General features: G+C 57.3%; 16 protein-coding genes, 1 tRNA gene and 4 pseudogenes. 12 read left to right on the top strand and 9 right to left on the bottom strand.

Features of this window, described 5'->3' with window-relative positions; genetic code table 11:
• Nucleotides 1–50 precede the first annotated feature (50 nt).
• Nucleotides 51–620, top strand: a complete 570-nt coding sequence (locus ALC15_RS11410; RefSeq protein WP_050627296.1) for a recombinase family protein — start codon at nucleotides 51–53, stop codon at nucleotides 618–620.
• Between the two features lie 602 nt (nucleotides 621–1,222).
• Here the strand turns inward: ALC15_RS11410 and ALC15_RS47880 are convergent.
• From ALC15_RS47880 to ALC15_RS11400, 4 genes are all read right to left on the bottom strand, one after another.
• Nucleotides 1,223–1,477, bottom strand: a complete 255-nt coding sequence (locus ALC15_RS47880; protein ID WP_094193822.1) for a DUF7662 domain-containing protein — start codon at nucleotides 1,475–1,477, stop codon at nucleotides 1,223–1,225.
• A gap of 12 nt (nucleotides 1,478–1,489) precedes the next feature.
• Entirely contained in the window at nucleotides 1,490–1,780 is a 291-nt protein-coding gene (locus ALC15_RS43285; RefSeq protein ID WP_128089494.1) for a hypothetical protein, read from the bottom strand.
• A gap of 56 nt (nucleotides 1,781–1,836) precedes the next feature.
• A complete protein-coding gene (locus ALC15_RS11405; RefSeq protein ID WP_050627295.1) occupies nucleotides 1,837–3,351 on the bottom strand; it encodes a site-specific integrase in 1,515 nt (504 codons plus the stop codon).
• A 269-nt stretch (nucleotides 3,352–3,620) separates the two neighbouring features.
• Nucleotides 3,621–3,696 (bottom strand) — tRNA-Ile (locus tag ALC15_RS11400).
• A 793-nt stretch (nucleotides 3,697–4,489) separates the two neighbouring features.
• Here ALC15_RS11400 and ALC15_RS11395 point away from each other — a divergent pair.
• The 3 genes and pseudogenes from ALC15_RS11395 (at nucleotide 4,490) to ALC15_RS11385 (ending at nucleotide 11,426) form a co-directional block, all read left to right on the top strand.
• Nucleotides 4,490–7,590 (top strand): annotated as a pseudogene (locus tag ALC15_RS11395) (efflux RND transporter permease subunit).
• Nucleotides 7,591–8,462: 872 nt separating this feature from the next.
• A complete protein-coding gene (locus tag ALC15_RS11390; RefSeq protein ID WP_050402920.1) occupies nucleotides 8,463–9,353 on the top strand; it encodes a sulfite exporter TauE/SafE family protein in 891 nt (296 codons plus the stop codon).
• A gap of 987 nt (nucleotides 9,354–10,340) precedes the next feature.
• A complete protein-coding gene (locus ALC15_RS11385) occupies nucleotides 10,341–11,426 on the top strand; it encodes an MFS transporter (protein WP_244486027.1) in 1,086 nt (361 codons plus the stop codon).
• Between the two features lie 276 nt (nucleotides 11,427–11,702).
• Here the strand turns inward: ALC15_RS11385 and fcl are convergent, their stop codons facing one another.
• Together fcl and gmd are read right to left on the bottom strand one after the other, a co-directional pair.
• Complete coding sequence (fcl, locus tag ALC15_RS11380; RefSeq protein ID WP_063781807.1) at nucleotides 11,703–12,713, bottom strand: GDP-L-fucose synthase; 1,011 nt, start codon at nucleotides 12,711–12,713, stop codon at nucleotides 11,703–11,705.
• Nucleotides 12,694–13,778 (bottom strand): annotated as a pseudogene (gene gmd / locus ALC15_RS11375) (GDP-mannose 4,6-dehydratase). Before gmd ends, fcl begins: the two are co-directional and overlap by 20 nt.
• An 863-nt stretch (nucleotides 13,779–14,641) precedes the next feature.
• Between gmd and glmS the strand changes: the two are divergent.
• The gene (gene glmS / locus ALC15_RS11370; protein WP_050627293.1) at nucleotides 14,642–16,468 is read left to right on the top strand and encodes a glutamine--fructose-6-phosphate transaminase (isomerizing); all 1,827 of its coding nucleotides are present in this window, start codon (nucleotides 14,642–14,644) and stop codon (nucleotides 16,466–16,468) included.
• Nucleotides 16,469–16,803: 335 nt separating this feature from the next.
• On the opposite strand, the gene ALC15_RS47170 is transcribed toward glmS, so the two are convergent.
• Nucleotides 16,804–16,926 (bottom strand): hypothetical protein, encoded by a 123-nt coding sequence (locus tag ALC15_RS47170; protein ID WP_283806265.1) that lies wholly within the window; start codon nucleotides 16,924–16,926, stop codon nucleotides 16,804–16,806.
• 322 nt (nucleotides 16,927–17,248) lie between these two features.
• Here ALC15_RS47170 and ALC15_RS48175 point away from each other — a divergent pair, with 322 nt between their 5' ends.
• The 4 genes and pseudogenes from ALC15_RS48175 to ALC15_RS46105 form a co-directional block, all read left to right on the top strand.
• Complete coding sequence (locus ALC15_RS48175) at nucleotides 17,249–18,049, top strand: effector protein NopP (RefSeq protein WP_488240844.1); 801 nt, start codon at nucleotides 17,249–17,251, stop codon at nucleotides 18,047–18,049.
• 357 nt (nucleotides 18,050–18,406) lie between these two features.
• Nucleotides 18,407–19,000: an IS66 family transposase gene (locus ALC15_RS46110; RefSeq protein ID WP_244486026.1), complete on the top strand. Its 594-nt coding sequence runs from the start codon at nucleotides 18,407–18,409 to the stop codon at nucleotides 18,998–19,000.
• A gap of 38 nt (nucleotides 19,001–19,038) precedes the next feature.
• Nucleotides 19,039–19,248: an IS66 family transposase gene (locus tag ALC15_RS47160; RefSeq protein ID WP_283806264.1), complete on the top strand. Its 210-nt coding sequence runs from the start codon at nucleotides 19,039–19,041 to the stop codon at nucleotides 19,246–19,248.
• Nucleotides 19,175–19,540: pseudogene (locus ALC15_RS46105) on the top strand (IS66 family transposase); the annotation flags it as partial. The gene ALC15_RS47160 and the pseudogene ALC15_RS46105, both read left to right, overlap by 74 nt.
• Before the next feature lie 89 nt (nucleotides 19,541–19,629).
• Here the strand turns inward: ALC15_RS46105 and ALC15_RS11355 are convergent.
• Nucleotides 19,630–20,652, bottom strand: a pseudogene (locus ALC15_RS11355) (IS110 family RNA-guided transposase).
• 331 nt (nucleotides 20,653–20,983) lie between these two features.
• Between ALC15_RS11355 and ALC15_RS46100 the strand changes: the two are divergent.
• Both ALC15_RS46100 and ALC15_RS46095 read left to right on the top strand, forming a co-directional pair.
• On the top strand, nucleotides 20,984–21,103 hold the full coding sequence (locus ALC15_RS46100) for an IS66 family transposase (RefSeq protein WP_244486025.1): 120 nt from the start codon (nucleotides 20,984–20,986) through the stop codon (nucleotides 21,101–21,103).
• On the top strand, nucleotides 21,075–21,302 hold the full coding sequence (locus ALC15_RS46095; protein WP_244486024.1) for a transposase domain-containing protein: 228 nt from the start codon (nucleotides 21,075–21,077) through the stop codon (nucleotides 21,300–21,302). Before ALC15_RS46100 ends, ALC15_RS46095 begins: the two co-directional genes overlap by 29 nt.
• 173 nt (nucleotides 21,303–21,475) lie before the next feature.
• Here ALC15_RS46095 and ALC15_RS46090 read toward each other — a convergent pair whose 3' ends face one another.
• On the bottom strand, nucleotides 21,476–21,739 hold the full coding sequence (locus tag ALC15_RS46090) for a hypothetical protein (protein WP_244486023.1): 264 nt from the start codon (nucleotides 21,737–21,739) through the stop codon (nucleotides 21,476–21,478).
• Between the two features lie 780 nt (nucleotides 21,740–22,519).
• On the opposite strand from ALC15_RS46090, the gene ALC15_RS11340 reads away from it, so the two are divergent.
• Nucleotides 22,520–24,484 carry a glycoside hydrolase family 127 protein gene (locus tag ALC15_RS11340; protein ID WP_050627290.1) on the top strand — a complete coding sequence of 655 codons (1,965 nt, stop codon included), beginning with the start codon at nucleotides 22,520–22,522 and terminating at the stop codon, nucleotides 24,482–24,484.
• The last annotated feature ends 379 nt before the right edge of the window (nucleotides 24,485–24,863 follow it).

The following is a 24,863-nucleotide window of genomic DNA, read 5'->3' as shown; positions in this document are numbered from 1 at the left end:
CGTTGTGCGATACGGGGTCTAGACCCTAACGAGACACAGGACGTTCTCGCATGACGATCTACGGATACGCCCGCGTAAGCACCGCCGATCAAGACCTGACCGTACAGCAGGACGCACTAAAGGCGGCTGGATGTGAGACCATACGTGCGGAGAAGGTAAGCGGCACAAGTACGAAGGGCCGCACGGAGCTTGCGATCCTGCGAGACTTCTTGAGGAAGGGTGACACACTTGTCGTCACGCGGATTGATCGTCTGGCTCGTTCCATAGGAGACCTACAGGACATCGTGCGATCCCTAAAAGAGAAGGGCATTGCACTGAGAGCTACCGAACAGCCCATCGACACTAGCACTGCAGCGGGGAAGGCGTTTCTAGACATGCTCGGCGTATTTGCGGAGTTCGAGACGAACTTGCGCAAAGAGCGGCAGTTAGAAGGAATTGCAAAAGCGAAAGCACGAGGCGTGTACAAGGGGCGGAAGCCGTCGGTTGACGTCGCGAAGGTCCGCGAGTTGCAAGCAATGGGCGTCGGACCAACTGCGATTGCAGAGAAACTACAGATCGGCCGTGCATCTGTGTATCGCGTTCTGAGCGCGCAAGTCTCAAGAGCAAAGCTCAGAAGCTGATAAGCGATCTGTACTTGAGTCAGTGCGTCGAAGGGGCGCGACAGCCGATGGCGGCGTTGAATAGCGATTGGTCGCCGCGGGCTCTGAGAAGCGCGCTGATCGCTCCGGGAAGTTGCCCTGGGTTTTGATGCGCGATCAGTGAAGTCGCGTCAGCAGGCCGCTGTGGCCCGCTGAGAGCGGTCAGAGCGACTGGGGCAAGGTCCCCCCATCTGTTTGGCGCCCAGTCCCGCGTACCTCCCTAATAGAAGAATAGGGGAAGGCTCTACAAACACGCTCAATGTGGCGCTCAGCTAATGATGCTGGACGGCAGTGTGTGTTGTATCGCCCCCACTTGCTTGCTTGAAAACGATATGCCGAGTTCGGCGTATCGGTCTAAAGAAAGTAAGTGGGGAAGGATACAACACAACTCATGTAGCACTAGCTAATGATTATATAATATAATCCAGTTACCTACAGCGTAGCTGCTACTATCTAGATTATAGCAATGCTCCGTAGGAGATTGGATTAAAGCCCTACGGTCTCGCTAGCCGCAGAGCAATTCGCTTACGGGCCACTAGCGTCAGTCAGCTCTCTCTTCAAAATTACTGCTCGTACGTTGAGCTTCATTCGCTATCGTACTTCTCAAAGCGAACACTGTTTGATCCACTGACAAGATAGGCGCTATAGCCTGCGGCTCGCCATGCCCTGCATTGCACATGAGAGGAATTTGGGTCTGTAGCGTTTTCCCACCATTGAGGGCGCGCTGCGCTCGGCGGTAACTGATCTCCGATTATGCGTTCGATCTCGGCAAAGCTCAGTACGAACTGTTGCAGAGACTGGCCGCGCAAATACTCGTACAGAGGATCATATTTCGACACCGCTGCGCCTCGCTATCGCTGTGACCGTTGCGCAAATCCGTGCCTCTTTGCGTCCGCGATCATTGCTAGTTGCCTACCATCGTATGCAGTCCGCACATGATCATGGGCCGCGCGGATCACCTCAGTCTGCACGTTGATTACGTCAGTACCAGCAATCTGGTTGGCTTCGTCCGTTGAAGCGCCACCCGCGATGGCACGTAAATATAGATAAGCTCGTACCGTATTTTTGCCGCGTTCGGCGTTGTGTTTGAAAAACAAATAGATTGCCACACAAGCCAATGCAATGATCGCAATCGTTCCCACGAGTATCCTCCATTAAAATCATGTCCGCCAACGCCCACGTGGACCCACAGAAGCCTCTATTGCTCACGGCGGTGGGTGCTAGCGCCGGTCGAAGAAAGTCGATCAGCGGCCTTGCATTCCGTTTCTCGGTGGCACTCAGGCGGCGCGGGTAGCACGACGTGGTCAAAGCGCAGCCGTTCAATCGCATCGCGCCTTTGGAGCAGCGTATATCCGGTAGTGAAGTAATTCCTTTGCGTCACGCCCTCCCGTTCGTGACCGACAATGGTTTGGACTAGGGGCTGCTCAATCCCGGCCTGCAACAACCTGGTCACTACCGTGTGTCGGAAGACGTGGAAGGAGACGCCTTGAGCTTTAAGGCCAATCTTCACCAGAAAGCGATCATTGAACCAGCGGCCAAGGCTGCGGCCCCATCCGTTCTTGGCATCGTACTGGAACCCGGGAAATAGCTTCTTGGCATTCTCGGTACGTAGCTTCTGTACGTGGTCTAGCAGACCGAGTTCGATCAGTTGCGAATGCATGGGCACGAGACGGCGCGATGCATCTGTTTTTAGTTTTTTCGTATCGTCATCGTCGTTTAGGTCGAAGCACCACACACCATCCTGCTGCCGAATGTCAGTAAGATGTATCTGCGCAATCTCGTTCAGTCGCGCTCCTGAATATAGAGCGATCAGTGGGCCCCACTTCTGGTAATCCAACTGTACAAGTCCGCTGGTGTTGTTCAGTAGCTCGCTTAAGATCGTCTGCACCTGCACGTCCGAAAATCCAGTGCGAGCTATTCTCGATTGCTTTTTGCCAAGTCGGATATGTAGCCCTTCAAATACATTGTTGCTGACAAGCCCGTTGCGCTTGGCCCAGCCAAACATCGTACCGTAGGTCTGTAGGTACTTGTTGATGGTTTGCACGTTGATCGTCGATACATCCGGAACATTAAGCGCGTCGAGCAATGCTAGATCGCGCGTCCTGGGGTCTTTGCGACGGTTCTTGGGATACTTCGTCAATGTCTCTTTGACGCGATGTGCATCCGCAATTGAGACCTTTGTAACGTCTCTATCTGCGGTCAGTAGTTCAACGAGAAGTGCGAAATGATCTCCCTTCTCATGCTGCGTCTTCGACGTCCATTGCGAGCCAAGATTACTATCCTTCGTATGGCGATCTATGAGTTGCTGTAGCGAAATGTAGGGCAAGCCAACTGCACGATCTGCGCTCGGCGCTCTATCCGTCTCGTTTTCAAATTGATAGCTCTCAAATAAGCGATCGTAGGCGAGCACCGACGAGCAGTAATCGCGATAGGCCCGCTTTAGCTCTGTGCGAAGTGTCTTGTGGGCGTCGGAACCGGATTGAAGATTGAGCTCGTATCGCTCCATAAAGCGATTAACTAAGTCATCGTCATTGTCGCCCGGGAATAGCGAAGTCCCATCCTGTAGGGCATCAGCAGCAAAAGCCCGTCCGTTCTCCAAGGCCGATTTATCCAGTTGTGTGAGGCGACCGCTAGTCGCGATCTTTAGTTTTTGCCTTGCCAGCATTTCACTGAAGTGCGTAGTCAGCAGCCTTCGTATCTCTTCAAACGTCATTCCGCGCTCAGTGCCGTACTGGACTAACTGTTGAGCCGAATAGCTTAGAGCGCGTGACAGTCGCAATGCGTCCTTCGGATCACGTGTTTGTAGCGAAATCTTTACGCTAGATGATCTGCGCTCCATCGCCGCAGGCGCATGGGCCATCGAAAATAGAAGATGCCGTGACGCGACACGGACAGATAAGAGGGAATAAACAAGCCGAAATGCCTCACGTGAATGTCCCACCATTAGGCATCCCGGAGCCAAGGCTTTGATCTTTCGACAAATGGTGGGCCCGGCAGGACTCGAACCTGCAACCAAACCGTTATGAGCGGTTGGCTCTAACCATTGAGCTACAGGCCCCGCCACTAGAAGGCGGCGACGCGGCATGCTGGCATCGTTACAGGTTGTCTGCCGCTCCCGCAAGGTTCAGTCACACTTCCGCGCCCGCGCTTCGGACTTCTCCGCATACGTTCCTTCCCCGTTCTGCAGCTCGAAGCGTGAATTCGGTCCGAAGGCCCGCTTTGGCGCAGTTATCATGTGTCGTTATGAAGGCGCGCGACGTGCGTAGAATCAGCAGGCCGCGTCGGCGCGAAGTCATAAGATACGGTTTTTCCAACCTAGCGAGCTCTTCACTGGTGTTGAGGCGGGCGATGAGGCTTCAGCGTTCCGCTTTGACAAAACCTTGGTATAGGTTTGACAGCCCATCCTATATTACCCACTCACCTTTGTAGAGTTGAGCATCCATCAGATCGTTTCTAATTTCGACATCGAGGCCGGATCAACGAGCGATCGAAGCGAAGCCTTGAGCTGGCTTGATTCTTCGCTGGAAGCCCTTGCGTTCCATCAAGGTCTGAAGACGAAACGACATGGAAACAGGTGAGCTCAATTCCACGTCTCGAGGCGGCCCGCAGGCTGCTTAGGTGCCAAAAGACATGGATGTTTAACTTGGGAAGTGCGCCCGCAATTCGAGGTCGCGGTCAGTGATGAGAAGGGCAGGGCCAAGCAACCACGATGTAAGAAGCGCAGGACTGAGCTCCCTACTTGGGCGCGTTTGCCTTTGGATCAGGCGTTTTCAGTTCCCAAGTTTTACGCGCATTAGCCGCGGGCAGCGCGACCTGCTCACGAATTTGCGTTACCTTGAATGCGAGTCGAGATGGCATTTACCGAACTTTTCATCAAACGCCCGGTGTTGTCTGTCGTCCTCAGTCTCCTGATCCTGCTGATCGGACTTCGCGCGGCCACTGTTCTGCCGATCCGGCAGTATCCCAAGCTGTCCAATACGGTCGTCAATATCACGACTTCCTATCCTGGCGCCTCCGCCGACATGATCCAGGGGTTCATCACCACTCCACTGGAGCAGGCCGTCGCTTCCGCCGAGGGCGTCGACTACATCACTTCCTCATCGGTACTCGGTACGTCGACAATCCAAGTCTACATAAAGCTGAATTTCGATCCCAACGAGGCGCTCACCGAGGTGCTTTCTAAGGTCAACTCAATCAAATATTTAATCCCAAAGGAATCAAACGATCCAGTCGTCACTAAGGCAACGGGTCAGGCCACCGCTGTCATGTATATCGCTTTCTCCAGCGAGGAACTGACGGCCAGCGCGATTTCTGACTATCTCTCGCGCGTCGTGCAACCGGTTATGTCAACCGTTGATGGCGTCGCCGCGGCAGACATCCTGGGCGGCCAAAGTTTTGCGATGCGGCTATGGCTCGATACGGCGAAAATGGCAGGGCGCGGCGTCTCGCCGGCGGATGTTTCGGCTGCAATCGCCGCCAATAACTTCCAGGCGGCGGCCGGCCAGACCAAGGGATATTTCACTATCTCCGACGTCACGGCAAATACCGACCTACGGAGTGTAGATGACTTCAAGCGCATGATCGTTAAAGCCAATGATGGTGGCTTTGTGCGCATTGAGGACATTGCGACAGTCGAGCTTGCCGCGCAGACGACAGACGTCAGTGCCGTCATGAACGGCGAGCGCGCGGTTGTCATCGGCGTGCAGGCGGGTCCACAAGGCAATCCGCTGAACATAGTGCGAGGCGTTCGCGCGCTGTTTCCAGAAATGGAGCGCAACCTGCCGCCATCGCTCAAAATGAAAGTGGCCTACGATTCAACGAAATTCATCCAATCGTCGATCGATGAAGTGGAGAAGACGCTCATCGAGGCCATCGTGATCGTGGTGATGGTGATCTTCCTGTTCCTAGCCTCGCTGCGATCGGTCGTCATTCCCGTCGTCACCATTCCGCTGTCGCTCGTTGGCGTCTGCAGCTTGATGCTGGCGCTGGGGTTCTCATTCAACCTCCTGACCCTGCTTGCGATGGTGCTCGCGATAGGTCTCGTGGTCGACGACGCGATCGTCGTGGTGGAGAACGTCTATCGTCATCTAGAGGAAGGGGCGCCGCCCCTGCAGGCCGCCACGAAGGGAGCGCGCGAGATCGTGGTCCCTGTCGTCTCCATGACGATTACGTTGGCGGCCGTATACGCCCCCATCGGCTTTCTCGGTGGCCTCACCGGTGCGCTGTTCCGCGAGTTCGCGTTCACGCTGGCCGGGGCGGTGATCGTGTCTGGCGTGATCGCTTTGACGCTGTCGCCGATGATGTGCTCGGTCTTTCTAAAGAGCGCCGAGGAGGGGCGGTTTGCAAGATTTTCGAACCGCGTGTTCGCTGCCATGACATGCTGGTACAGCCGCAAGCTTGATCGCTCGCTCGACTATCGCCCAATTACCTGGCTGTTTGCACTGACCATGCTGGGCCTTGTCGGCTTTTTCTATGTGCATACCTCTAAGGAACTTGCACCCGAGGAGGATCAAGGTATCGTATTCGCACTCACGAAGGCGCCGAAATATGCCAATATCGACTATCTCGACTACTACGGTGCCAAGCTCGAAAAGGCCTTCCGAAAGTTTTCCGAGACCGATTTGAGCTTCGTGCTCAACGGTAGTGGCGCCTCGCAATCAGGCATGGCCGGAATGTTGCTGAAGCGTGGGACGAGCGCAAGCGATCATCGATCGTGCTTAGGTCCCTTGTTCAAGCCGAGCTGTCGAAAATCGAAGGCATTAACGCATTTGCTTTTAGCTTGCCGGCGCTTCCGGGCGGATCGGACGGCCTGCCCGTTCAGATGGTGATCAATTCGACGCTTGGCTACCAATCCGTCTATGAGCAAATGTTGAAACTGAAGGACGCCGCGCGCAAGAGTGGTCTGTTCATGGTTAGCGACTCTGACCTCGAATTCAACCAGCCGGTGGTGCGAATCAAGGTCGATCGGTCCAAGGCCAACAATCTTGGCATCACCATGCAGAATATCGGCGACGCGCTGGCCACCCTACTTGGCGGAAACTACGTCAATCGTTTCAATCTGCAGGGCCGCTCCTACCAGGTGATCCCGCAGGTGCCGCGCGAGAAACGCATGGCCCCAGAAGCGATTGGGAACTATTATGTAAAGACTGCGACGGGCTCGATGCTTCCGCTATCTACCGTCGTCTCGGTCGAGACTGCGACTGATCCGAACGCGCTCACCCACTACAACCAGCTCAACTGCGCGACCTTTCAGGCCGTGCCGATGCCTGGGGTCACGATCGGTCAAGCCGTGGACTTCTTGGAAGCAGAGGCAAAGAAGCTGCCGGCGGGTTTCAGCCACGACTTCCTTGCCGACGCGCGGCAATATGTGCACGAGGGTGACCAACTTGCCATCACCTTCGCATTTGCATTGATCGTCATATTCTTGGTGCTTGCGGCGCAGTTCGAAAGTCTGCGCGATCCCCTCATTATTATGATCAGTGTACCCATGGCAATTGCCGGCGCCTTGACACCACTATTCTTTGGCTGGGCGACGATGAACATCTACACTCAGGTCGGGCTGCTGACGCTTGTCGGTCTAATTGCCAAGCACGGGATCCTGATGGTTGAATTCGCCAACGAGCTGCAGCTCAAGGAGAGACTTGACCGTCGCTCCGCGATAGAGATGGCGGCTCGCGTCCGACTTCGTCCAATCTTGATGACGACGGCGGCTATGGTCACAGGCGTGGTACCTTTGTTGGCGGCAACAGGAGCTGGCGCCGCGAGCCGCTTCTCGATTGGGCTCGTGCTCGTCGCGGGCATGTCTATCGGCACGCTGTTCACGCTCTTCGTCCTGCCGGCGGTCTATGTCGCGATCGCCTCCGATCACCGCGTCGATGCGAGTGCCGGTCACGCGAAGAAGGGCCGCAAGTTCGACCTCACCAGCGCTGCCGAGGCCCAGCCGGCCGAGTAATGACGCCGGGATCAGGCCAGATTGACTGATTACTGCTCTACGGTAGGGGCGTTTCCTGCCAACGTGGTAATGCCCCGAGATTCGTGGCGAGACCAAAGGACGGCCTCTCCCGGCGCGCTCCTCTCGACCCATCGTTCGCCCGCGGCAAAGGACTGCCTCATAGAGGAGAAAGAAGATCATTTCAAGGTGTCGGCGTCGTGAACGGCGGAGCCTCAGGAGGGGCGTAACGCTCCGTTGCATCGAGGTCTTCGCGCTATTGCTGCCGAGGTTACTGCGCGCATCGGGCGCTCGAAGAACACGTCAACAATCCGCAGTTGCTTCGCCACGATGAATTGCCGCACGTTCACCGCAGCCGAACGTTGACCCACCGCGCCGCGCGCGGAGAGAATTAATGCGTTATTGAGCAGGATGCAGCTTATCCATCATCCAAATTGCTCTTGAAAGAGAATTTACTTTCTTTCATTTGGCCGCGTTGAATTACTAGCTGAAAGAGATGAATTCCGGTCTGATCCGCCTTAGGGTGGCTACCGCAAGTGCAATTCTGTGGGATTAGAGAACTGGTTGTCCGCACTTACACGGATGCTGGCGCTGTTGCGATTTCGATACGAAGACCATTGTTTCAGCAAACCGAGGCGCATGGCTGAATGATTTAGTTAGGTAACGGGGAGTACAGCGCCGCTTTTGTTGCACAACTGCAGCCCGTAACGGGGAGCAAACGTAGAAGCCCTGCACTTGACCGCGGCCATCGCCATTATTAAGGCGGCCGGAGCTCGTAAGCGAGTGGTCAGAATCTTTCGCGATCTTGAAGACCAAGGTTTGCGTCTGATTCCCCGGCGGGATTGGGCGCCCTCTGGCGTGGGAAAGTTAAGGAAATGCCTGAGTTTGATGCTTCTATCTGGTTCCTGGCCGCAACGACGTGTTTTGCGGCTTTCGTAAACGGAGCCATCGGCTACGGTTTTTCGTCGCTCACTGTGCCGCTTGCGCTGGTTTTCTACACCAATCGCATTCTCAATCCTGCCATTGTCACCGTCGAAGTCTTCGTCAACGTTTACGTGCTCCTCATCAATCTGAAGGGCGTACCGGCGGTTTGGAGGCGCGTGTTTCCCATCTTGGTTGGACTCTTGCCAGGCATTGCACTTGGCGGGTATGCATTGGCTTCACTGCAGCCAGGCTGGATCAAATTCGCCACTTACACGATCATTCTTCCTTTGATCCTGCTGCAAGCCGCCGGTTGGCGCCGCCCTATCGAAGCAAGCTGGCTAATCAGTCTGCCATTCGGATCGATGCTGGGCATCCTCTATTCGGTGACTACTATCTCCGGCCCGCCCTTGGCGATGCTGTTTAACAATCAGGGCCTGGTCAAAAACGAATTTCGCGCCGGACTTGCCCTGGTGCGCGTGGCGGAATCGAGCGTGACCGCTTTCGTCTATTATAGGCTTGGCCTGTTCATCTCCGAAAGCGGCAGTCTTCTCCATGTCTTAATACCCAGCGTTGTGCTCGGCATCCCGCTGGGATCCTACGTCATTCGCCAACTTGATCCGGAGATATTTCGACGCATTTGCATGAGTTTCGATGCTTGGATCGTGGGCTTCGGTTTGTCACGGGTTCTAATCGAGCTCAATCTAGTGCAGAGCGCGTGGGCTTATAGCGTGATGGCCACGACGATATTGATTGATCTTTGGTTGCTATACTCGTTCCTTACCACGCGCCGTTCGAGCTGGTCAGAACGGCGACCTCGGCAAGGTGCGGGTATAAGCGCATGAACGATGCCAGCGGGCTCCTTGATGTCGAAGGCACCCGTCCTGGACCTGGCCAAGCGATCGCGGAGCTAATTGAATTGATGTGATCGCGGCGCCGCGCTGCCCCTTTCGGTGTCGACGAGAACGGCATGAACATCGAACTAATTGCTCCAAAGACAACACGGCGCACGAGCCAGATATCCAATATCAGAGGAAATTCAACGTTTGTAGGCTGATGTTCTTGCGTTCCACTCGAAATGGTGGTGATCTTCGTCAGTGCACACTAATCTTGAAAGACCGGATCACCCGAAATCGCTGATCACGAAAAGGACCTCTTCACCGATAAAGCCGCCGGGGATGATTGAGCCTTAGTGAAAGGCGATGACCGATAGACGGCGGTCGCGCGCAAGCCGTCAATGCCGGTCCAATACTTGTGAGATTCCATGTATTCAGAGCTTCAGGCCGGTGATCCCCTACGCCGTGCCAGATGTCTTCGCACGGCGACTTAACTGCGTCCCAGCTTGTCCCAGAGGCCCCGCGCGCACGTTCAGCCTGCTCAGCTTTGCTGAGAGCTGCGGATTGGCTGAAAAGTGATGTCATAGAAACTGACGACTGTGTTCGAGGTGAGTCAGCGCAGGCAAGGGCGCGCTGGGCTTTGTATGTTTTCCGACAAGGAATCCTTGGGCTTTGCGCTCCGTAGGGTACCAGCAAAGACGATTGTCACTCGTATGGTTAGTTTATCCCAGAAAGACTGCGCGACACGCCGGATGGTGATCGACAATTACTCTCATTTGACCTTCGCTCGCCAGAACTTGGGCCGTTTTGCGACGGCATAGCATTTGCAGAGATGAAGATTGTCAACTTGAGGCCGTCATCATCGAGCTTCAGGCCGCTTGCAGGCGTAGCGCACGGGGTGAGGTGCCCCGCTCGCGAGCCGTCCTCTCAGGAGTGCCTGTGATACCATCTGCCAATTGGTCTGCGGGCCTGCTCGGGACGCGGCTCGCATTTTTCGTGGCTGGCTTCGGCCTCGCGGCCTGGGCGCCTTTGGTGCCGCTGGCGAAGGAGCGGCTCGGGGTGGATAACCGCGTGCTCGGTCTTCTGCTACTCTGTCTCGGAGCGGGGTCCGTCATCGCTATGCTTTTGACCAGTGTGTCGAATGCGCGCTATGGCAGCAAGCCCATCATCATCGCGGGTGGGCTTGGCATCTCGCTCATCCTGCCGTGGCTTGCAGTTGCCGGCACACCTCTCAGCCTCGGTGCCATGCTGTTTGCCTTCGGTGTTTCACTTGGTTCGATCGACGTAGCCATGAATATTCATGCGATTGAATTGGAGCACGCCACGGGACGTCCATTGATGTCCGGCTTCCACGCCCAATACAGCATTGGCGAATTTACCGGTTCTGCCGCGGTGACCTCGTTTCTTTCGCTGCAGCGTGGCCCGCTTATCTCGACGTTGGTCTGTTCGGCCTTAATGATGATCGCGATTATGTCAGCATGGCCGCGGCTGCTCGCCATGAGTTTGAGACCGCAGGAACCGTTGTTTGTCTTGCCCAATCGCAGTGTGTTGCTGGTAGCCGTACTCGCGGCTGTCACCTTTCTCGTCGAAGGTGCAATGCTTGATTGGAGCGCTTTGCTTCTCGTTGGGCAAGGCCTCCTCGCAGAGGCGCACGGCGGCCTTGGCTGTATGCTCTTCTCAATTGCGATGGCCGCAGGCCGTCTCAGCGGAGATACCATGGTAGCTCGGCTCGGCGACCGTACCACATTGATGCTCGGGACCGTGCCAATTTTGACCGGCTTCTTGGCTGTGGTGGCCGCGCCGATTGCGTTGATTGCCATGGCGGGGTTCGTGCTTATTGGATTGGGTGTTTCAAATGTTGTACCCGTACTGTGTCGATGCGCCGGCAAACAGAGAGTGATGCCCGTAGGCGTTGCGATTGCAGTCATCACCACGGCCGGGTATGCGGGTATACTGGTCGGTCCCGCCAGCATTGGGCTCGTCGCACACATGGTCGGCTTGCCGTTGGCGTTCGCGATGTTAGGCGTGCTCATGTGCATCGCGACGCTGTCGGCGCGGATGGTGATGGCAGAGTCTCTCTAAGCGACGGCTCAGAGGGAATAGCGACGCGCGTCGAGCTAATGACCGGTCGCAAGGCGGCGTTCGTGCCGACCGTCGATAGGTCGCAACTTGATGGTTGTGGAACAGCACGTCGATGATGCCTCTGTCCCTGCAAGCCGCATAGCTGAGCCGCAGCTTTGACATACCGGATCACTCGGCGCTGGGCGTCCCACCGAGCGTTGTTGTTAACGAACTGGGTTGACTGCGCGGCGAAGTTGAATATCTGCGTGACCGGTTAGCCCGGCTATGTTGGGACATTCACCGCCGAGTATTCTGGGATCGGCCCTGCGCCCGCTTGTCGGGACACGCGGTTACTCTGGCCGTCCATCTGCTGTCGGCGAGATACGCCCGATACGCCAACTGAATGCCTTCCTGCAGTGAGGTTTGGGCGCGCCAGCCGAGCCTACCCAGTCGGCTGACGTCGAGCAACTTGCGCGGCGTGCCGTCGGGGCGCGAGGTGTCGAAGCCGATCTCGCCGCGAAAGCCGATCGCGGCCGCGACCAACAGGGCGAACTCGGCGATCGTGATATCTTCGCCGGTACCGATGTTGACCAGTTCAGGGGAGGAATAGGTCTTCATCAAATGAATGCAAGCGTCGGCGAGATCGTCGACATAAAGGAATTCGCGGCGTGGCGTGCCGGTGCCCCACACCACGACATTGCCGGCGCCGGAGACCTTGGCCTCGTGAAACCGGCGGATCAGCGCGGCGACGACGTGGCTGTATTCGGGGTGATAATTGTCGCCGGGACCATAAAGATTGGTCGGCATCACGCTGATGAAGTCCGAGCCATACTGGCTGCGATAGGCTTCGGCCATCTTGATGCCGGCGATCTTGGCGATGGCATAGGGCTCGTTGGTCGGCTCCAGGGGGCCGGTCAGCATCGAATCCTCACGCAGCGGCTGCGGCGCCAGCGGTGGATAGATGCAGGACGAGCCGAAAAACATCAGCTTCTCACAACCATTGGCGTGCGCCGCCTGGATCACATTGGTTGCGATCGCCAGATTGTCGTAGAGGAATTCGGCCCGCAGCGCGTTGTTGGCGACGATGCCGCCGACCTTGGCCGCGGCGAGGAACACGGCCTGCGGCCGCTTGGCGGCAAACCAGGCGTTGACCGCGGCTTGGTCGCGCAGATCGATCTGGCTGCGCGACACCGTGAGGAGATCGGCCTGTTCGCGCGCCAGCCGGCGCATCAGCGCCGAGCCGACCATGCCGCGATGGCCGGCGACAAAGACCCTCTTGCCCTTCAGTTCAAACGCCGTGCTTGCCATCGGCCGCATCCTGCTTGGCCTCGACGAGATCGCGTTCGATCATTTCCTTCACCAGCTGCGCGAACGGCGTTTTGGGTGCCCAGCCGAGCTGGGCGCGCGCCTTGCTCGCGTCGCCGATCAGAAGATCGACCTCGGTCGGACGGAAATAGGTCGGATCGATCTGCACCAGGGTGTTGCCGGTCGCCTTGTCGACGCCGACCTCCTCGACACCCTTGCCGCGCCATTCGACGTTGCGGCCGACCTCCGCGAACGCCAACTCGACGAACTCGCGGACCGATCGCGTCTCGCCGGTCGCGAGCACGAAGTCGCCAGGCTCATCCACCTGCAGGATCCTGTGCATGCCCTCGACATAATCGCGGGCGTGGCCCCAGTCGCGCTTGGCGTCGAGATTGCCGAGATAGAGCTTGCTCTCCAGGCCGACCTCGATGCGCGCGACGGCGCGGGTGATCTTGCGCGTCACGAAGGTCTCGCCGCGGATCGGGCTCTCATGGTTGAACAGGATACCGTTGCTCGCAAACATGCCGTAGGCTCACGGTAGTTCACCGTGATCCAGTAGCCGTAGAGCTTGGCGACGCCATAGGGCGAGCGCGGATAGAACGGCGTCGTTTCCTTCTGCGGCACCTCCTGCACCAGCCCGTACAGCTCCGAGGTCGAGGCCTGGTAGAACCGCGTCTCCTTCTCCATGCCGAGGATGCGGATCGCCTCCAGCAAGCGCAGCACGCCGATCGCGTCGGCATTGGCAGTGTATTCCGGGCTCTCGAAACTGACCTGGACGTGGCTCTGGGCGGCCAGATTGTAGATCTCGGTCGGCCGGATCTGCTGCATCAGCCGAATCAGATTGGTCGAATCGGTCATGTCGCCGTAGTGCATCAGGAACGGCACGTTGCCGGCATGCGGGTCCTGATAGAGATGATCGACGCGCGCGGTGTTGAGCGAGGACGAGCGACGCTTGACCCCGTGCACGGTGTAGCCGAGCCCAAGCAGGTATTCGGCGAGATACGCGCCGTCCTGCCCGGTGACGCCGGTGATCAGCGCAACGCGCCGCTTCGAATCCTGAGCCGCCATGGTCTCTCTTAGCTGCGCTGGAAAGAAAGCTTCCCTTCGAATCGTCCTTTGCGAAACGGGCTTCTCGAGAAATCCGTCGGCGCACGTCACCCGGAATCAAAGGAAGCCGATCGTTAGATCTAGTCATACACATCGTGCAGGAATGCACACTATATACATTGATTTATATCGTGCTGGAGGGGGAATACCATCGAGATTCAAAATGAAATCCGACGAACCTTCGCAGACGGCGAACCCCCTTCTGTGCATACGTCAATGAGAGAGGGCCGGAAGTTCGTGGTCTCTATCTTTCATTGGGTGCGCGCATTCGCTCGATGTGGCCATGGCGCAAGAGGGTGACTTGCTGAAGCCGCGGTAGTCGATGCATCTGAACTCTGGACGTAAGCCAGAGCACGGCGAAGCCCGCGCATCACAACATTAGCTCTACAAAAATGTCCCGATTCTTCTGACCGGAACCCATACTCTGGGCGGCAGGATCATCGACGCGAGCACGAAATGTGAGAATGCAGCAAACATTGGTATAGTTCTTCAAATAAGTTCGCTATGGAAAGCTTACGTTCGTACAATGGAGCTTCGGTGGCAATCAATTAGTCTCATTCCGACCAACATAGCTGGAAACCGTCAGAGGCTGATGAGCCTGTTACACCAGCGCGACAAACCCTAGAACGGTTGCGTGAATGCGAGAGCAGGACGTTGTAAGGTGACGCCACACTACTTGCACGACGTATCCTTGCGGCGGCTTCTGCGGCAATGACGCCATCGTCGCTATCCAGCGAAAGTCAGCTTTTGTCGAGAGCGAATTTCATGACCAGATTTCCTGTCGGGGACCTCGCGCTCTTTGAGCTTGGGCGGCATTAATTGATATGTGTGGAATTGTCGGCATCTTGGGGCGTGGTCCGGTCGTCGGGCAGTTGGTCGCTTCGCTCAGGCGATTGGAATATCGTGGCTACGACTCCGCAGGCCTTGCGACGCTCGAAGGGCTACATATCAAGCTCCGGCGGGCTGAAGGTAAGCTGAGAAACCTTGAGGAGCGGCTGCGCTATTGTCCGCCCGAGGGTCATGCCGGTATAGGTCATACCCGCTGGGCTACTCATGGAAAACCGACCGAGAGCAATGCTCATCCGCATGCGACGGAAAATGTCGCGGTCGTTCATAACGGGATCATTGAAAACTTCCGCGAGTTGCGAGCCGAGCTGGAGAGGGATGGGGCCAACTTCCGCTCAGAGACGGACACGGAGGTGGTGGCGCATCTCGTCGAATCTTATCTTAAGAATGGCTACTCGCCGCAGGATGCAGTACAAGCCTCGCTCCCGCGGCTGCGCGGAGCCTTCGCGCTTGCATTCCTCTTCAAGGGCCACGACGACCTTTTGATCGGTACGCGCAAAGGATCGCCCCTCGCGATCGGACATGGCAACGGCGAAGTGTACCTGGGATCGGACGCGATCGCGCTCGCGCCGTTGACCGACACCATTACCTATCTTGAAGACGGCGACTGGGCTGTGCTTACCCGCGCGATCTGCGTGATCTATGGCGCAGACGGCTCCGTCGTCCAGCGGGAGACATCAAAGCCTGGCGTATCGTCACTCCTTGTGGATAAAGAGAACTATCGCCATTTCATGGCCAAGGAAATCCACGAGCAGCCGACAGTGGCCTGCAAAACACTGGCGCATTATCTTGATAGGTCAGGCGAGCGCGTAGCCCTGCCGCTCACATTGCCGTTCAATTTTAGCTCCATTCAGCGTATCTCGATTACCGCGTGCGGAACGGCAAACTATGCCGGTCACATCGCCAAATACTGGTTCGAGCGGTTGGCTCGCTTGCCTGTCGAGATAGATGTAGCCTCTGAGTTCCGCTACAGGGAAGCGCCTTTGCGTCAGGGCGATCTTGCGATCGTCATCTCGCAGTCCGGCGAAACCGCTGACACACTAGCTGCGCTGCGATACGCCAAGAGCCAAGGCCTGCACACGATATCTGTGGTTAACGTCTCTACGTCGACGATTGCGCGCGAAAGCGAATCCGTGCTGCCGACGCTGGCGGGGCCAGAAATCGGCGTCGCTTCTACGAAGGCATTCATCTGCCAGCTGATGGTATTGGCGGTGCTTGCCGTCGCAGCAGGAAAAGAGCGCGGTAAGCTGTTAGAGATCCATGAATCGAATCTCGTGCGCGAGCTCATCGAAGTGCCGCGGTTGATTGCTGCGGCGCTGTTGATTGAGCCGCAGATCGAAAAGCTCGCGGGCGATATCGCCAACTCGAGGGACGTGCTCTATCTCGGCCGTGGCACGTCGGCCCCCCTGGCGTTGGAGGGCGCACTCAAGTTGAAGGAAATTTCCTATATTCACTCAGAAGGTTATGCCGCCGGCGAGCTCAAGCACGGACCGATCGCATTAATCGATGAGGCCGTGCCTGTGGTGATGATTGCGCCTTACGACGAGCTCTTCGATAAGACCGTATCGAATATGCAAGAAGTTGCAGCTCGTGGCGGCAAGATCGTTCTGATCACCGATGCGAAGGGCGCTTTGGAAGCAACGCTAGACACACTCATGACCATTGTGCTGCCGGAGATGGTCGCAAACTTTGCGCCGATGGTCTATGCCATTCCGCTTCAGCTCTTGGCTTACCATGCCGCCCTCGTAAGAGGCGCGGACGTAGATCAGCCACGTAATCTTGCCAAATCGGTAACTGTCGAATGAAGCCGCAGTGGTCATGTCGGAGCCTCCCGCCTCGGCATCGGGCTGTTGGGTTTGCGCTCCGTTGCGTTGGTTGTGGATGACGGAGCTGGACAGGTTATCGATATAGTTGCGTCCGAAGTTTCAAATCATAGACCGATTAGCTGGACGAGCAGATTCAATCTTGTTTGGGTCATCATCGTAACCCCTGACTAACGCTGAATGGGGACCTGGCCCCCCTTCCTACAGGGCCAAATCAGCCTGAAGCCGATTCAGAACCGATGCTCGGTATCCTCGCGCCCTTGCCGAAGGTCGCGTTCCATGCCAAGCCGAGCCGCACCGCATCGAAAAGATCCTGATCACGGAAACGCCTCAAGAAAGCAACGAGCAAACCCTTGCTCCTGCTTCAGGGGGATGATCCGATCGAACCTGGCGCGAAGCAGGTCGCCTTCCCCCGTCGTTTCCGGCTTCTTCGGGCGCATCGCGCGCCTCCGCTACGAACGAATCACGGCTGGCTATTCTGCGGGCTTTCCGGCCTTCCGCCGTGAAAAGCCTGCAATCTCGTATCGCAGCGGGGACGAAAACCGACTCTCACTCAACGGCTTGGACACTTCTTCACGGACGACACTTATGAAGACGCCCCGGTGAGCGCGGCGCCTGACTGCGCGCCTCGCCCTATCGTTTCACCGAATTTAGTTCTCCCTTTATTTGCCCGCGTCAGCTTACGGACAGCTAAGCTGATTATCAGCGGAGTCAGGTCTAACGACCTGAACACAATGCAACATCCATAGGAGTGTGGTCGTCATGTACGGTCGAATTAACAATTGGTCGGATGTTCCATCCGATGATGAATATCATCGCGCAAGCTCACCGGAGCACGGGAATGCCGCCGACTTCGCGGACGCATTCTCTAGAATGCGATTGCAGGATTCCGACGCCGGCTCATCCTCGGGTCCAAGTTATTACAACAGTTCAAGACGTCCTGTTATCGAGATCAACCAAGAGAGATTCCGGCGAGAGGTGAGGACTTTTCATGGCGAAGAGATCAATCATATCGCCAACAATCCCCAGGAATACTCAGAATTTGTATCCGAAAGGGCTAGGCGCACGGCGCACGTCGCTAGTGAGTATGGCATCCGAAGAGATTCGGACGCCGCCCGATATTACAGCTACCAACTCGGAAATAGGAGCGTCGGTCTCCAAAGAACGGAAGGCGGATTTCCTATGACTGACTTCAACAGCCAAGGCTGGCGAGAACAGTTTCCCGGTCGAACTGACGTCACGTCCATCGTGGATTTCCAGGTTGCTCATCCGCTCGTTTCGAACGCCGGCGATATTCTGCTCGAGCATCAACTTCAGCAAGACGGCGAACGGCCTCTGGTGAACTGGCGTCCTGCGAATGACGAAGCGAGAACCCGTGCAGAACAAATGGGTTTCGTCCATGTGGACGAAGACGATATGGTGCTTGACCCAACCCGGTCCGGACCTTGGAGCCACAGGGATGGTGAATGGCGGCGTGATACCCAGCATTCGACGTATCTCTCCAAATACGCCAGCGATCCTGAACCTTCGTCAGCGTCCGACTCGGATGGAGACTTTATGTGATGCGAGATCTCCACCAATCCATGAACGAGGTGGCGCCAGGAGCGCAGACCAGCCGACATCTGCGGCTTACGATCAAGACCTAGGATCGAACCCGGGTAGGGTTATGATATCGCTGCGTGAAGGTTAGGCAGCTTGCTGATCGGTGGGCTCGTCGGCTTGCCGCGGGAGCTTCCATTCCCAGCGCAGCAATTCGTGCAGACGCGAAGGGTCGGCGATGGCTCGGACTGAAAGCGTGTGCCGATGCGACCTGTGGATCAGCCGGTGCGAGCTGGTTGATCATTACCAAGAGGCGTTCGTCACTCATGCGGAGTTTGTTGTAGATTACTCTGCATGAGTGATTTGCCTTCCGATCCAGCAATGCTCCGACAAACCGTGATGGCGCTATCGTCACGGCTTGCGGCGTTGTCGGAGGAATGCAGCACGCTGGCGACCGAGCGTGATGCAGCGATCGCTCACCGCGACGCTGCGATCCAGGAGAACGACAAGCTCCTGATGATCCTGTCCCAGTACAAGCGCGCGATCTTCGGTGCGCGCTCCAAGACACTGGATATCGGACAGCTGTCTCTCTACACCATCAGCGCACAGGCGGCTCGTGCCGCCGCCAACGACGATGTGATCGGAGGCAGGCTGCCTGACGGAGCAGAGGGCCGTGGAAAGCGACCAGCGCGACGCAACCGCGGGAAGCTTCCGGAGCATTTGCCGCGCATCGATGTCGTGGTCGATATCGAGAGCCACAGCTGCCCCTGCTGCGGCGAGCAGCTGCACAAGATCGCCGAGACCGTCAAGGAAGCCTTCGACGTCAGTCCGATGCAGTACCGGATCAAGCGCATCGTGCTTCCGCGGCACGGCTGCCGGGGCTGCCGCCAGGGTGTGGTACAGGCACCCGCGTCGGCCAAGGCGATCGACGGTGGAATGATGACGGAAGCCTTGCTGGCCCACGTCGCGGTATGAAATATGGCTACTAGCTGCCGCTGTATCGTGCGGAACAGATGTTTGCCGCCCAAGGCATCACGCTCGATCCGCAAACACTGGCCTTGTGGATGGGCCGCCTCGCCTGGCGGCTGAAGCCGCTTCACGCGCTGTTGCACCACGCGGTGATGTCCTACGCGGCCGTTTGCCGACGAGACGCCGCTGCCAGTCCTCGATCCCGGTCGTGGCAGGACCAAAGTCTGCCAGTTCTGGGCGATCGCCACCGATGACCGCCCATGGGGCGGCCCGGAGCCGCCGGCGGTGATCTACGTGTTCGCCGAGGATCGCAAGGCGATCCGCACCAAGCGGCTGTTCGGGGAGTACCGCGGCATCCTGCAGGTCGATGTGTGTGGACGCCCCAGTGAATGCAAGCAAAATATAACTTCGGAACAGGCATGTGGTTGGGTGCTGACGTGTGTCCGGCATCGTAATGCGACCTCGACACGTCGCGGGCCCTTATGGAATGCGTGGATCGGATCCAATTCGGCTACGCGTGCTCGCTGGCACTCATCGACCTGTTGATTCTTCCAATCCCAGTCCCTGACCGATTGCCCATAACCCGCCGTTAGACCTTACCACATTCCCGACGTCTCTCGGCTTCTGGCCTTGCGTTAAGCAGCGCCAGACGCTGGAGCCTGGTAAGCGCCACCGCGGATCATCAAGGCCCAGGCGATACGCGCCATCTTGTTCGCTAGAGCGACCGCGATCAGCTTTGGAGGCTTCTTCGAGAGCATTCTTGCCAGCCAGGATCCTGCTGGCGATCCATAGCGTCTTGCCTATCGCACAACGGCGGTCGCACCAAGCACAAGGAGGCGTCGCAGATCTCGCCGGCCCATCCTGGAGATCTTGCCGAGCCTATCCTTACCTCCAGAGGAAGTCTGTTTGGGCGTGAGACCAACCCAGGCCGCAAAATCTCGTCCCTTGGAAAAGGTCTCCGCCGACGGCGCCAAGGCCTCTATCGCTGGCGCAGATTGCGCCGATTCCCGGAATGGTCATTAAACGAGAGGCAACTTCGTCCTGTCTCGCGCGCACCCGCAGTCCCTTCTCCAGCTCTGCTCTCTGCTCCGACAGGGATTTCACATGCGTCAAGAGATTCTGGCAAAGGCTGCGGGCTAGATCGGGCAGGTCCGGATATGGTGCCAGGAGCGCAGCCAGTCGGGGGATATGTCTCACGCCCTGAGCCACGATCAACCCGTATTCCGCAAGATGCCCGCGCAAGGCATTAATCGCCTGTGTGCGCTGTCGAACTAAGAGATCACGAACCTTGAACGCTATTGAGGAGCCTTGCTTCTCGGCGCTCTTAACGCCGACAACGCGCATCGTTGGTCGGGACGCGGCTTCGGCGATCGCTTCGGCATCCGCCGCATCGTTCTTCTGACGCTAAACGAAGGGCTTCACGTACGAGGGATGGATCAACCGGATATCGTGGCCAAACGTACCAATCTCCCGTCCCCAATAATGGGCGCTGGCGCAAGCTCCATCGCGACCACACACCTTGGCAACTTCACGAAAAACTCGAGCAATCTGCTGCGGTTGAGTTTCTTACGCAGAACGGTCCTCCCATCTCGCCCAGCTTCGTGAACCTGGAACACGTTCTTAGCCAAATCCAAACCAATGATGCTAACCTCGTCCACGGACGTCCTCCTTACCGGGTTCAAACACCCACATCTTGGCACAATCGATGCCGTCGGGGGGCGTCCACTCCATCGGCTATGCGGCCTACAAGGGCCCGATCAAGACGGCAGCCGTCTGATGCAGCTGGCGTTCTGCTTCGCGCATGCGCGGCGGAAGTTCTGGGGCGTTCACGTCGCGACGAAGTCGCGATTGCTGCGGAAGCGCTGCAGCGGATCGCGATGTTCTACGCCGCTGAGGATCGCATTCGCGGTTTGCCGGCGACGCAACGAGTTGCGGTGCGACAATCCGACACCAGGCCGCTGATCGAGGACTAACAAGCCCTGGTTCGAAGTGCGACTGCTGGAAGTCTCGAAGAAATCTGCCCTTGGCAAGGCGATCCGCTACGCCCTCAAGCATTGGGAAGGCCTGACGCGATTCATCGATGATGGGCGCATCGAGATTGACAGCTGAAGGCGCCGACGAGACATGGGCCATTCTCGCGTCGCTCATCAACACGGCAAAACTTCACGACATCGACCCGCGGCACTATCTTAGTGACGTTCTCGAGCGCATCGTATCCGGACGCACCAAGATAAATCAGCTGAACACGCTGTTGCCGTGGCATTGGAAAGCTGCGTGCGACGGTTCCGAGGCAAAGATCGCCGCTTGATCAGTTCGACGGCAAGGCGTCGAGAACTTCCTGCGCATCGCTGGCGTCGTCGTAAATCTCTTCGCGGATCACGCGCAGCGTCACCTCGTGCAGATACACTTGTAGCGCACCCTCAAGCTCTGTGAACTCCGGCAGCAGGACCCGATCAACGAGGCCCCGTGACGCACGGACCATCACCGTGTTGCGTCGCTGCCGGCGATAACGAAACGGCCGCACCCCACATCGGCGGCAAAGCGGCAGAAACAAGTGCCGAGACCACTGGTCGGGAAGTGAGAATTGCTGTTCGATCGGTGGATCGTGGCGAGCAAGTTCCTCGACCCGGGCTCGCACCCGCTGCAGTGCGGCTTCCGCTGCAAGGCGCTCACCAGCAGTTCCGGCACCACGAACAACGCCTCGATCTTCCGAAGCTTCTCGCGCAGCTGCGACTCGCCGGTCATTCTGATCCCCGTCGCCCGCTCCGAACCGGAATCAACCCATCATCGCGCGCCAGCGGCGTCAATCATTCCGACCGTGCTATCCAGAGCATTCCGCACAGGTCAAGCCCAGGAACCGGTGATCCTCTCGTGACGCTCACGGAGCATGCGCTTCGACCCGTCGGGATTGCCTAGGATTAACGCCCCAGTGTCTCCGTTGAATCCTGCGTGGCGGCGGCCCATTCGATCCGACTTAGGTTTCACGCGCCCTGCGGTCCGCCCACCTGCCACGCGTCATCAAAGGATTGTTCGTAACCGGACATTCCGCGCAGCGTATTGAAGGCCTCGGATCAGGTGCGGGCGGCTGGTCGCGACGAAAGGAGCGGCGTTCCGGCTGTATCTGCGGCCGGCGAGGGTCGTGGGCGATTATCTGCCCTGGGACAGCCGATCGGTTCGTATTCGACCCAGCGCTGCAGCGATGCGGGATTTAGCTCGACTGGTAAATCCGGTTAGTTGGGCGGACCAACGGACGCTTATCGCAGAGCCGCAGATCGGATCGACCAGAAGAACAGCCCTCATTCTCGGCATGGGAATTGCTGGCCCGCTCCTCGAACAAGCCGCTGCCCGCACGTGTCTGGTCGTACGACGCCGCAGGAGAACCCTCTCCATTTCTGTCACTGCAACGCTCGCTTCGGGAATAGGACTGTGCAGCCGCAAACCTCAGGGCCGCAACCCCAGCAACGCAATCATGGTGAGTTGGCTTGCCTTGCTAGGCGTCCTTTCGACCCACCAGGGAGGAACGAAATGAGTGAGCGGAATGTGGCCGAAATCGATCTTCACAACCTACACGTCTTGGATCCGCTGATTGGGAAATGTCAGCAGTTGGTAAGGGAAGTGGCAATTCCCTACCAATGGGAGGTGCTGAACGATCGCAATCCCGAGGCGATACCGAGCCACGCGGTGGAGAACTTCCGCATCGCCGCAGGAGATGCGAGAGGCGAGTTCCATGGAACGGTTTTTCAGGACAGTGACGTCGCAAAATGGCTAGAGGCGGTAGCTTGGTCACTATGCCAGGCACCCAATCCAGAGCTGGAGAAGGCTGCCGACGAGCTGATTGAATTGATTGCGACCGCCCAATGTGGCGATGGCTATCTTAACACCTATTTCATACTGAACGCGCCTCGGGAGCGCTGGAGCAACCTAGCGGAGTGCCACGAGCTTTACTGCGCCGGCCATTTGATTGAAGCGGGTGTCGCTTTCTTTCAGGCGACTGGCAAACGGCGATTGCTCGAGGTTGGTTGCAGACTTGCTGACCACGTCGACACGGTTTTCGGCCCGGAACGCGATCAGCAACATGGCTACGATGGCCACCCGGAAATTGAACTTGCGTTGACACGCCTCTACGAAGTGACGCATGAGCAGCGATATCTCACGCTAGCCCATTTTTTCGTGGAGCAACGCGGTTCGGAGCCACATTTTTACGACATTGAGTACGAGAAGCGCCGGCAATCCTGTGCCACCGAATCAGGCGGCCTGCCCTGGATGTTAAAAAACAAAGCATATAGCCAAGCGCATTTGCCACTTTCCAAGCAGCGGACGGCCACCGGCCATGCGGTTCGCTTTGTATACCTCATGACTGGGGTAGCGCATCTTGCGCGTCTGCGTCAGAACGATCAGCAACGTCAGACTTGCCTACGGCTGTGGCAAAACATGGTGCAGCGCCAGATCTATATCACCGGAGCCATCGGCTCGCAAAGCGCGGGCGAAGCGTTTAGCTGCGATTACGATCTGCCGAACGATACCGCGTACGCGGAAAGTTGCGCATCCATTGGCCTAATGATGTTCGCGCGTCGTATGCTGGAGATGGAGCTGGATGGTCAATATGCCGATGTGATGGAGCGCGCGCTCTACAATACCGTTCTCGGCAGTATCGCATTCGACGGTCGTCATTATTTCTATGTTAACCCGCTCGAAATGCATCCCAAAACGCTGAGGGCTAATGGCATTTATAATCATGTCTCGCCGGTGCGAAGGCCCTGGTTTGGCTGCGCGTGCTGTCCACCGAACATCGCACGGCTTTTCGCATCGATTGGTCATTATATCTATACGCTCCGCGCCGATGCGCTCTATGTAAATCTCTACGTCGGCAATAGGGTGGAAATGTCGGTCGGCGGGGCTAAGCTGCGACTGCTCATGAACGGCAACTATCCCTGGAAAGACGAGGTGGAGATCGCCGTCGAATCCGCACTGCCAATTTCTCACACGCTCGCTCTGCGCCTACCACAATGGTGCAGCGCGCCGGCGGCGAGCCTGAACGGAGAACGTATCAATTGCGAGCCGCGAAATGGCTATTTGCACATTCACCGGACATGGAGGCAGGGAGATCGCGTCAAACTATTGCTGCCGATGCAAGTGCGTCGCGTCTACGGCTATCCGCAAGTTCGCAATTTGGCCGGCAAGGTGGCCATAGAGCGTGGCCCGTTAGTTTATTGCCTTGAGGAAGTCGACAACGGGACCGAGTTACACAACGTTTGGCTTCATGCAGACAGCCAGTTTTCGCTTGTCGACGGAACTGGTCTCTTCAAGGGCAAGATTTTGCTGCAGGCTGACGGAGTGCGACTGCAACACACGCAGTCCGAAGAAGCGGCACTTTATCACTACGACAAGGTGCCTGGTCAGCTAGAACCGCAGCGGTTGACATTCATTCCGTGGTTCAGCTGGGCTAACCGCGGCGAAGGCGAAATGCGGATTTGGATAAATGAGCGCTGACGCCGACAAAGGGCGCGCTTCCACGAGCCGCAGTTAGATCGGCGATATCGCCGGTCAAAGCCTGGACATCGTCAATCTATTTAAGACGCCCCGCTTACGACCCGCACTGAAGCATCCAAACGAAGAACGGGATAAGAGGCGGTGCGGTGGGAGTTTGGAAAGCCAACGATCCGCTTGGAGTCAGCAAGCCAACATCGAACGATCCAATTGGTTGTGAAGATGCATTCTGGGACTTGCTCGCGGCCTCATCAAACCTACTGAGTGCCAATAGCTTGAGGGTGCGCCGTGCTCGTTTGGAAGCAATCAAGCCAGAGTGAAGTACGATTAGCGGGATCCACGCCAGGTTTTCGTAAGCCAGGCTGCCTATCAACTCCACACG

This window comes from Bradyrhizobium viridifuturi, assembly GCF_001238275.1.
GTDB classification, from domain to species: domain Bacteria; phylum Pseudomonadota; class Alphaproteobacteria; order Rhizobiales; family Xanthobacteraceae; genus Bradyrhizobium; species Bradyrhizobium viridifuturi.
Note: the sequence above shows the minus strand (reverse complement) of the source record. Positions and strands in the feature narration are given on the sequence as shown.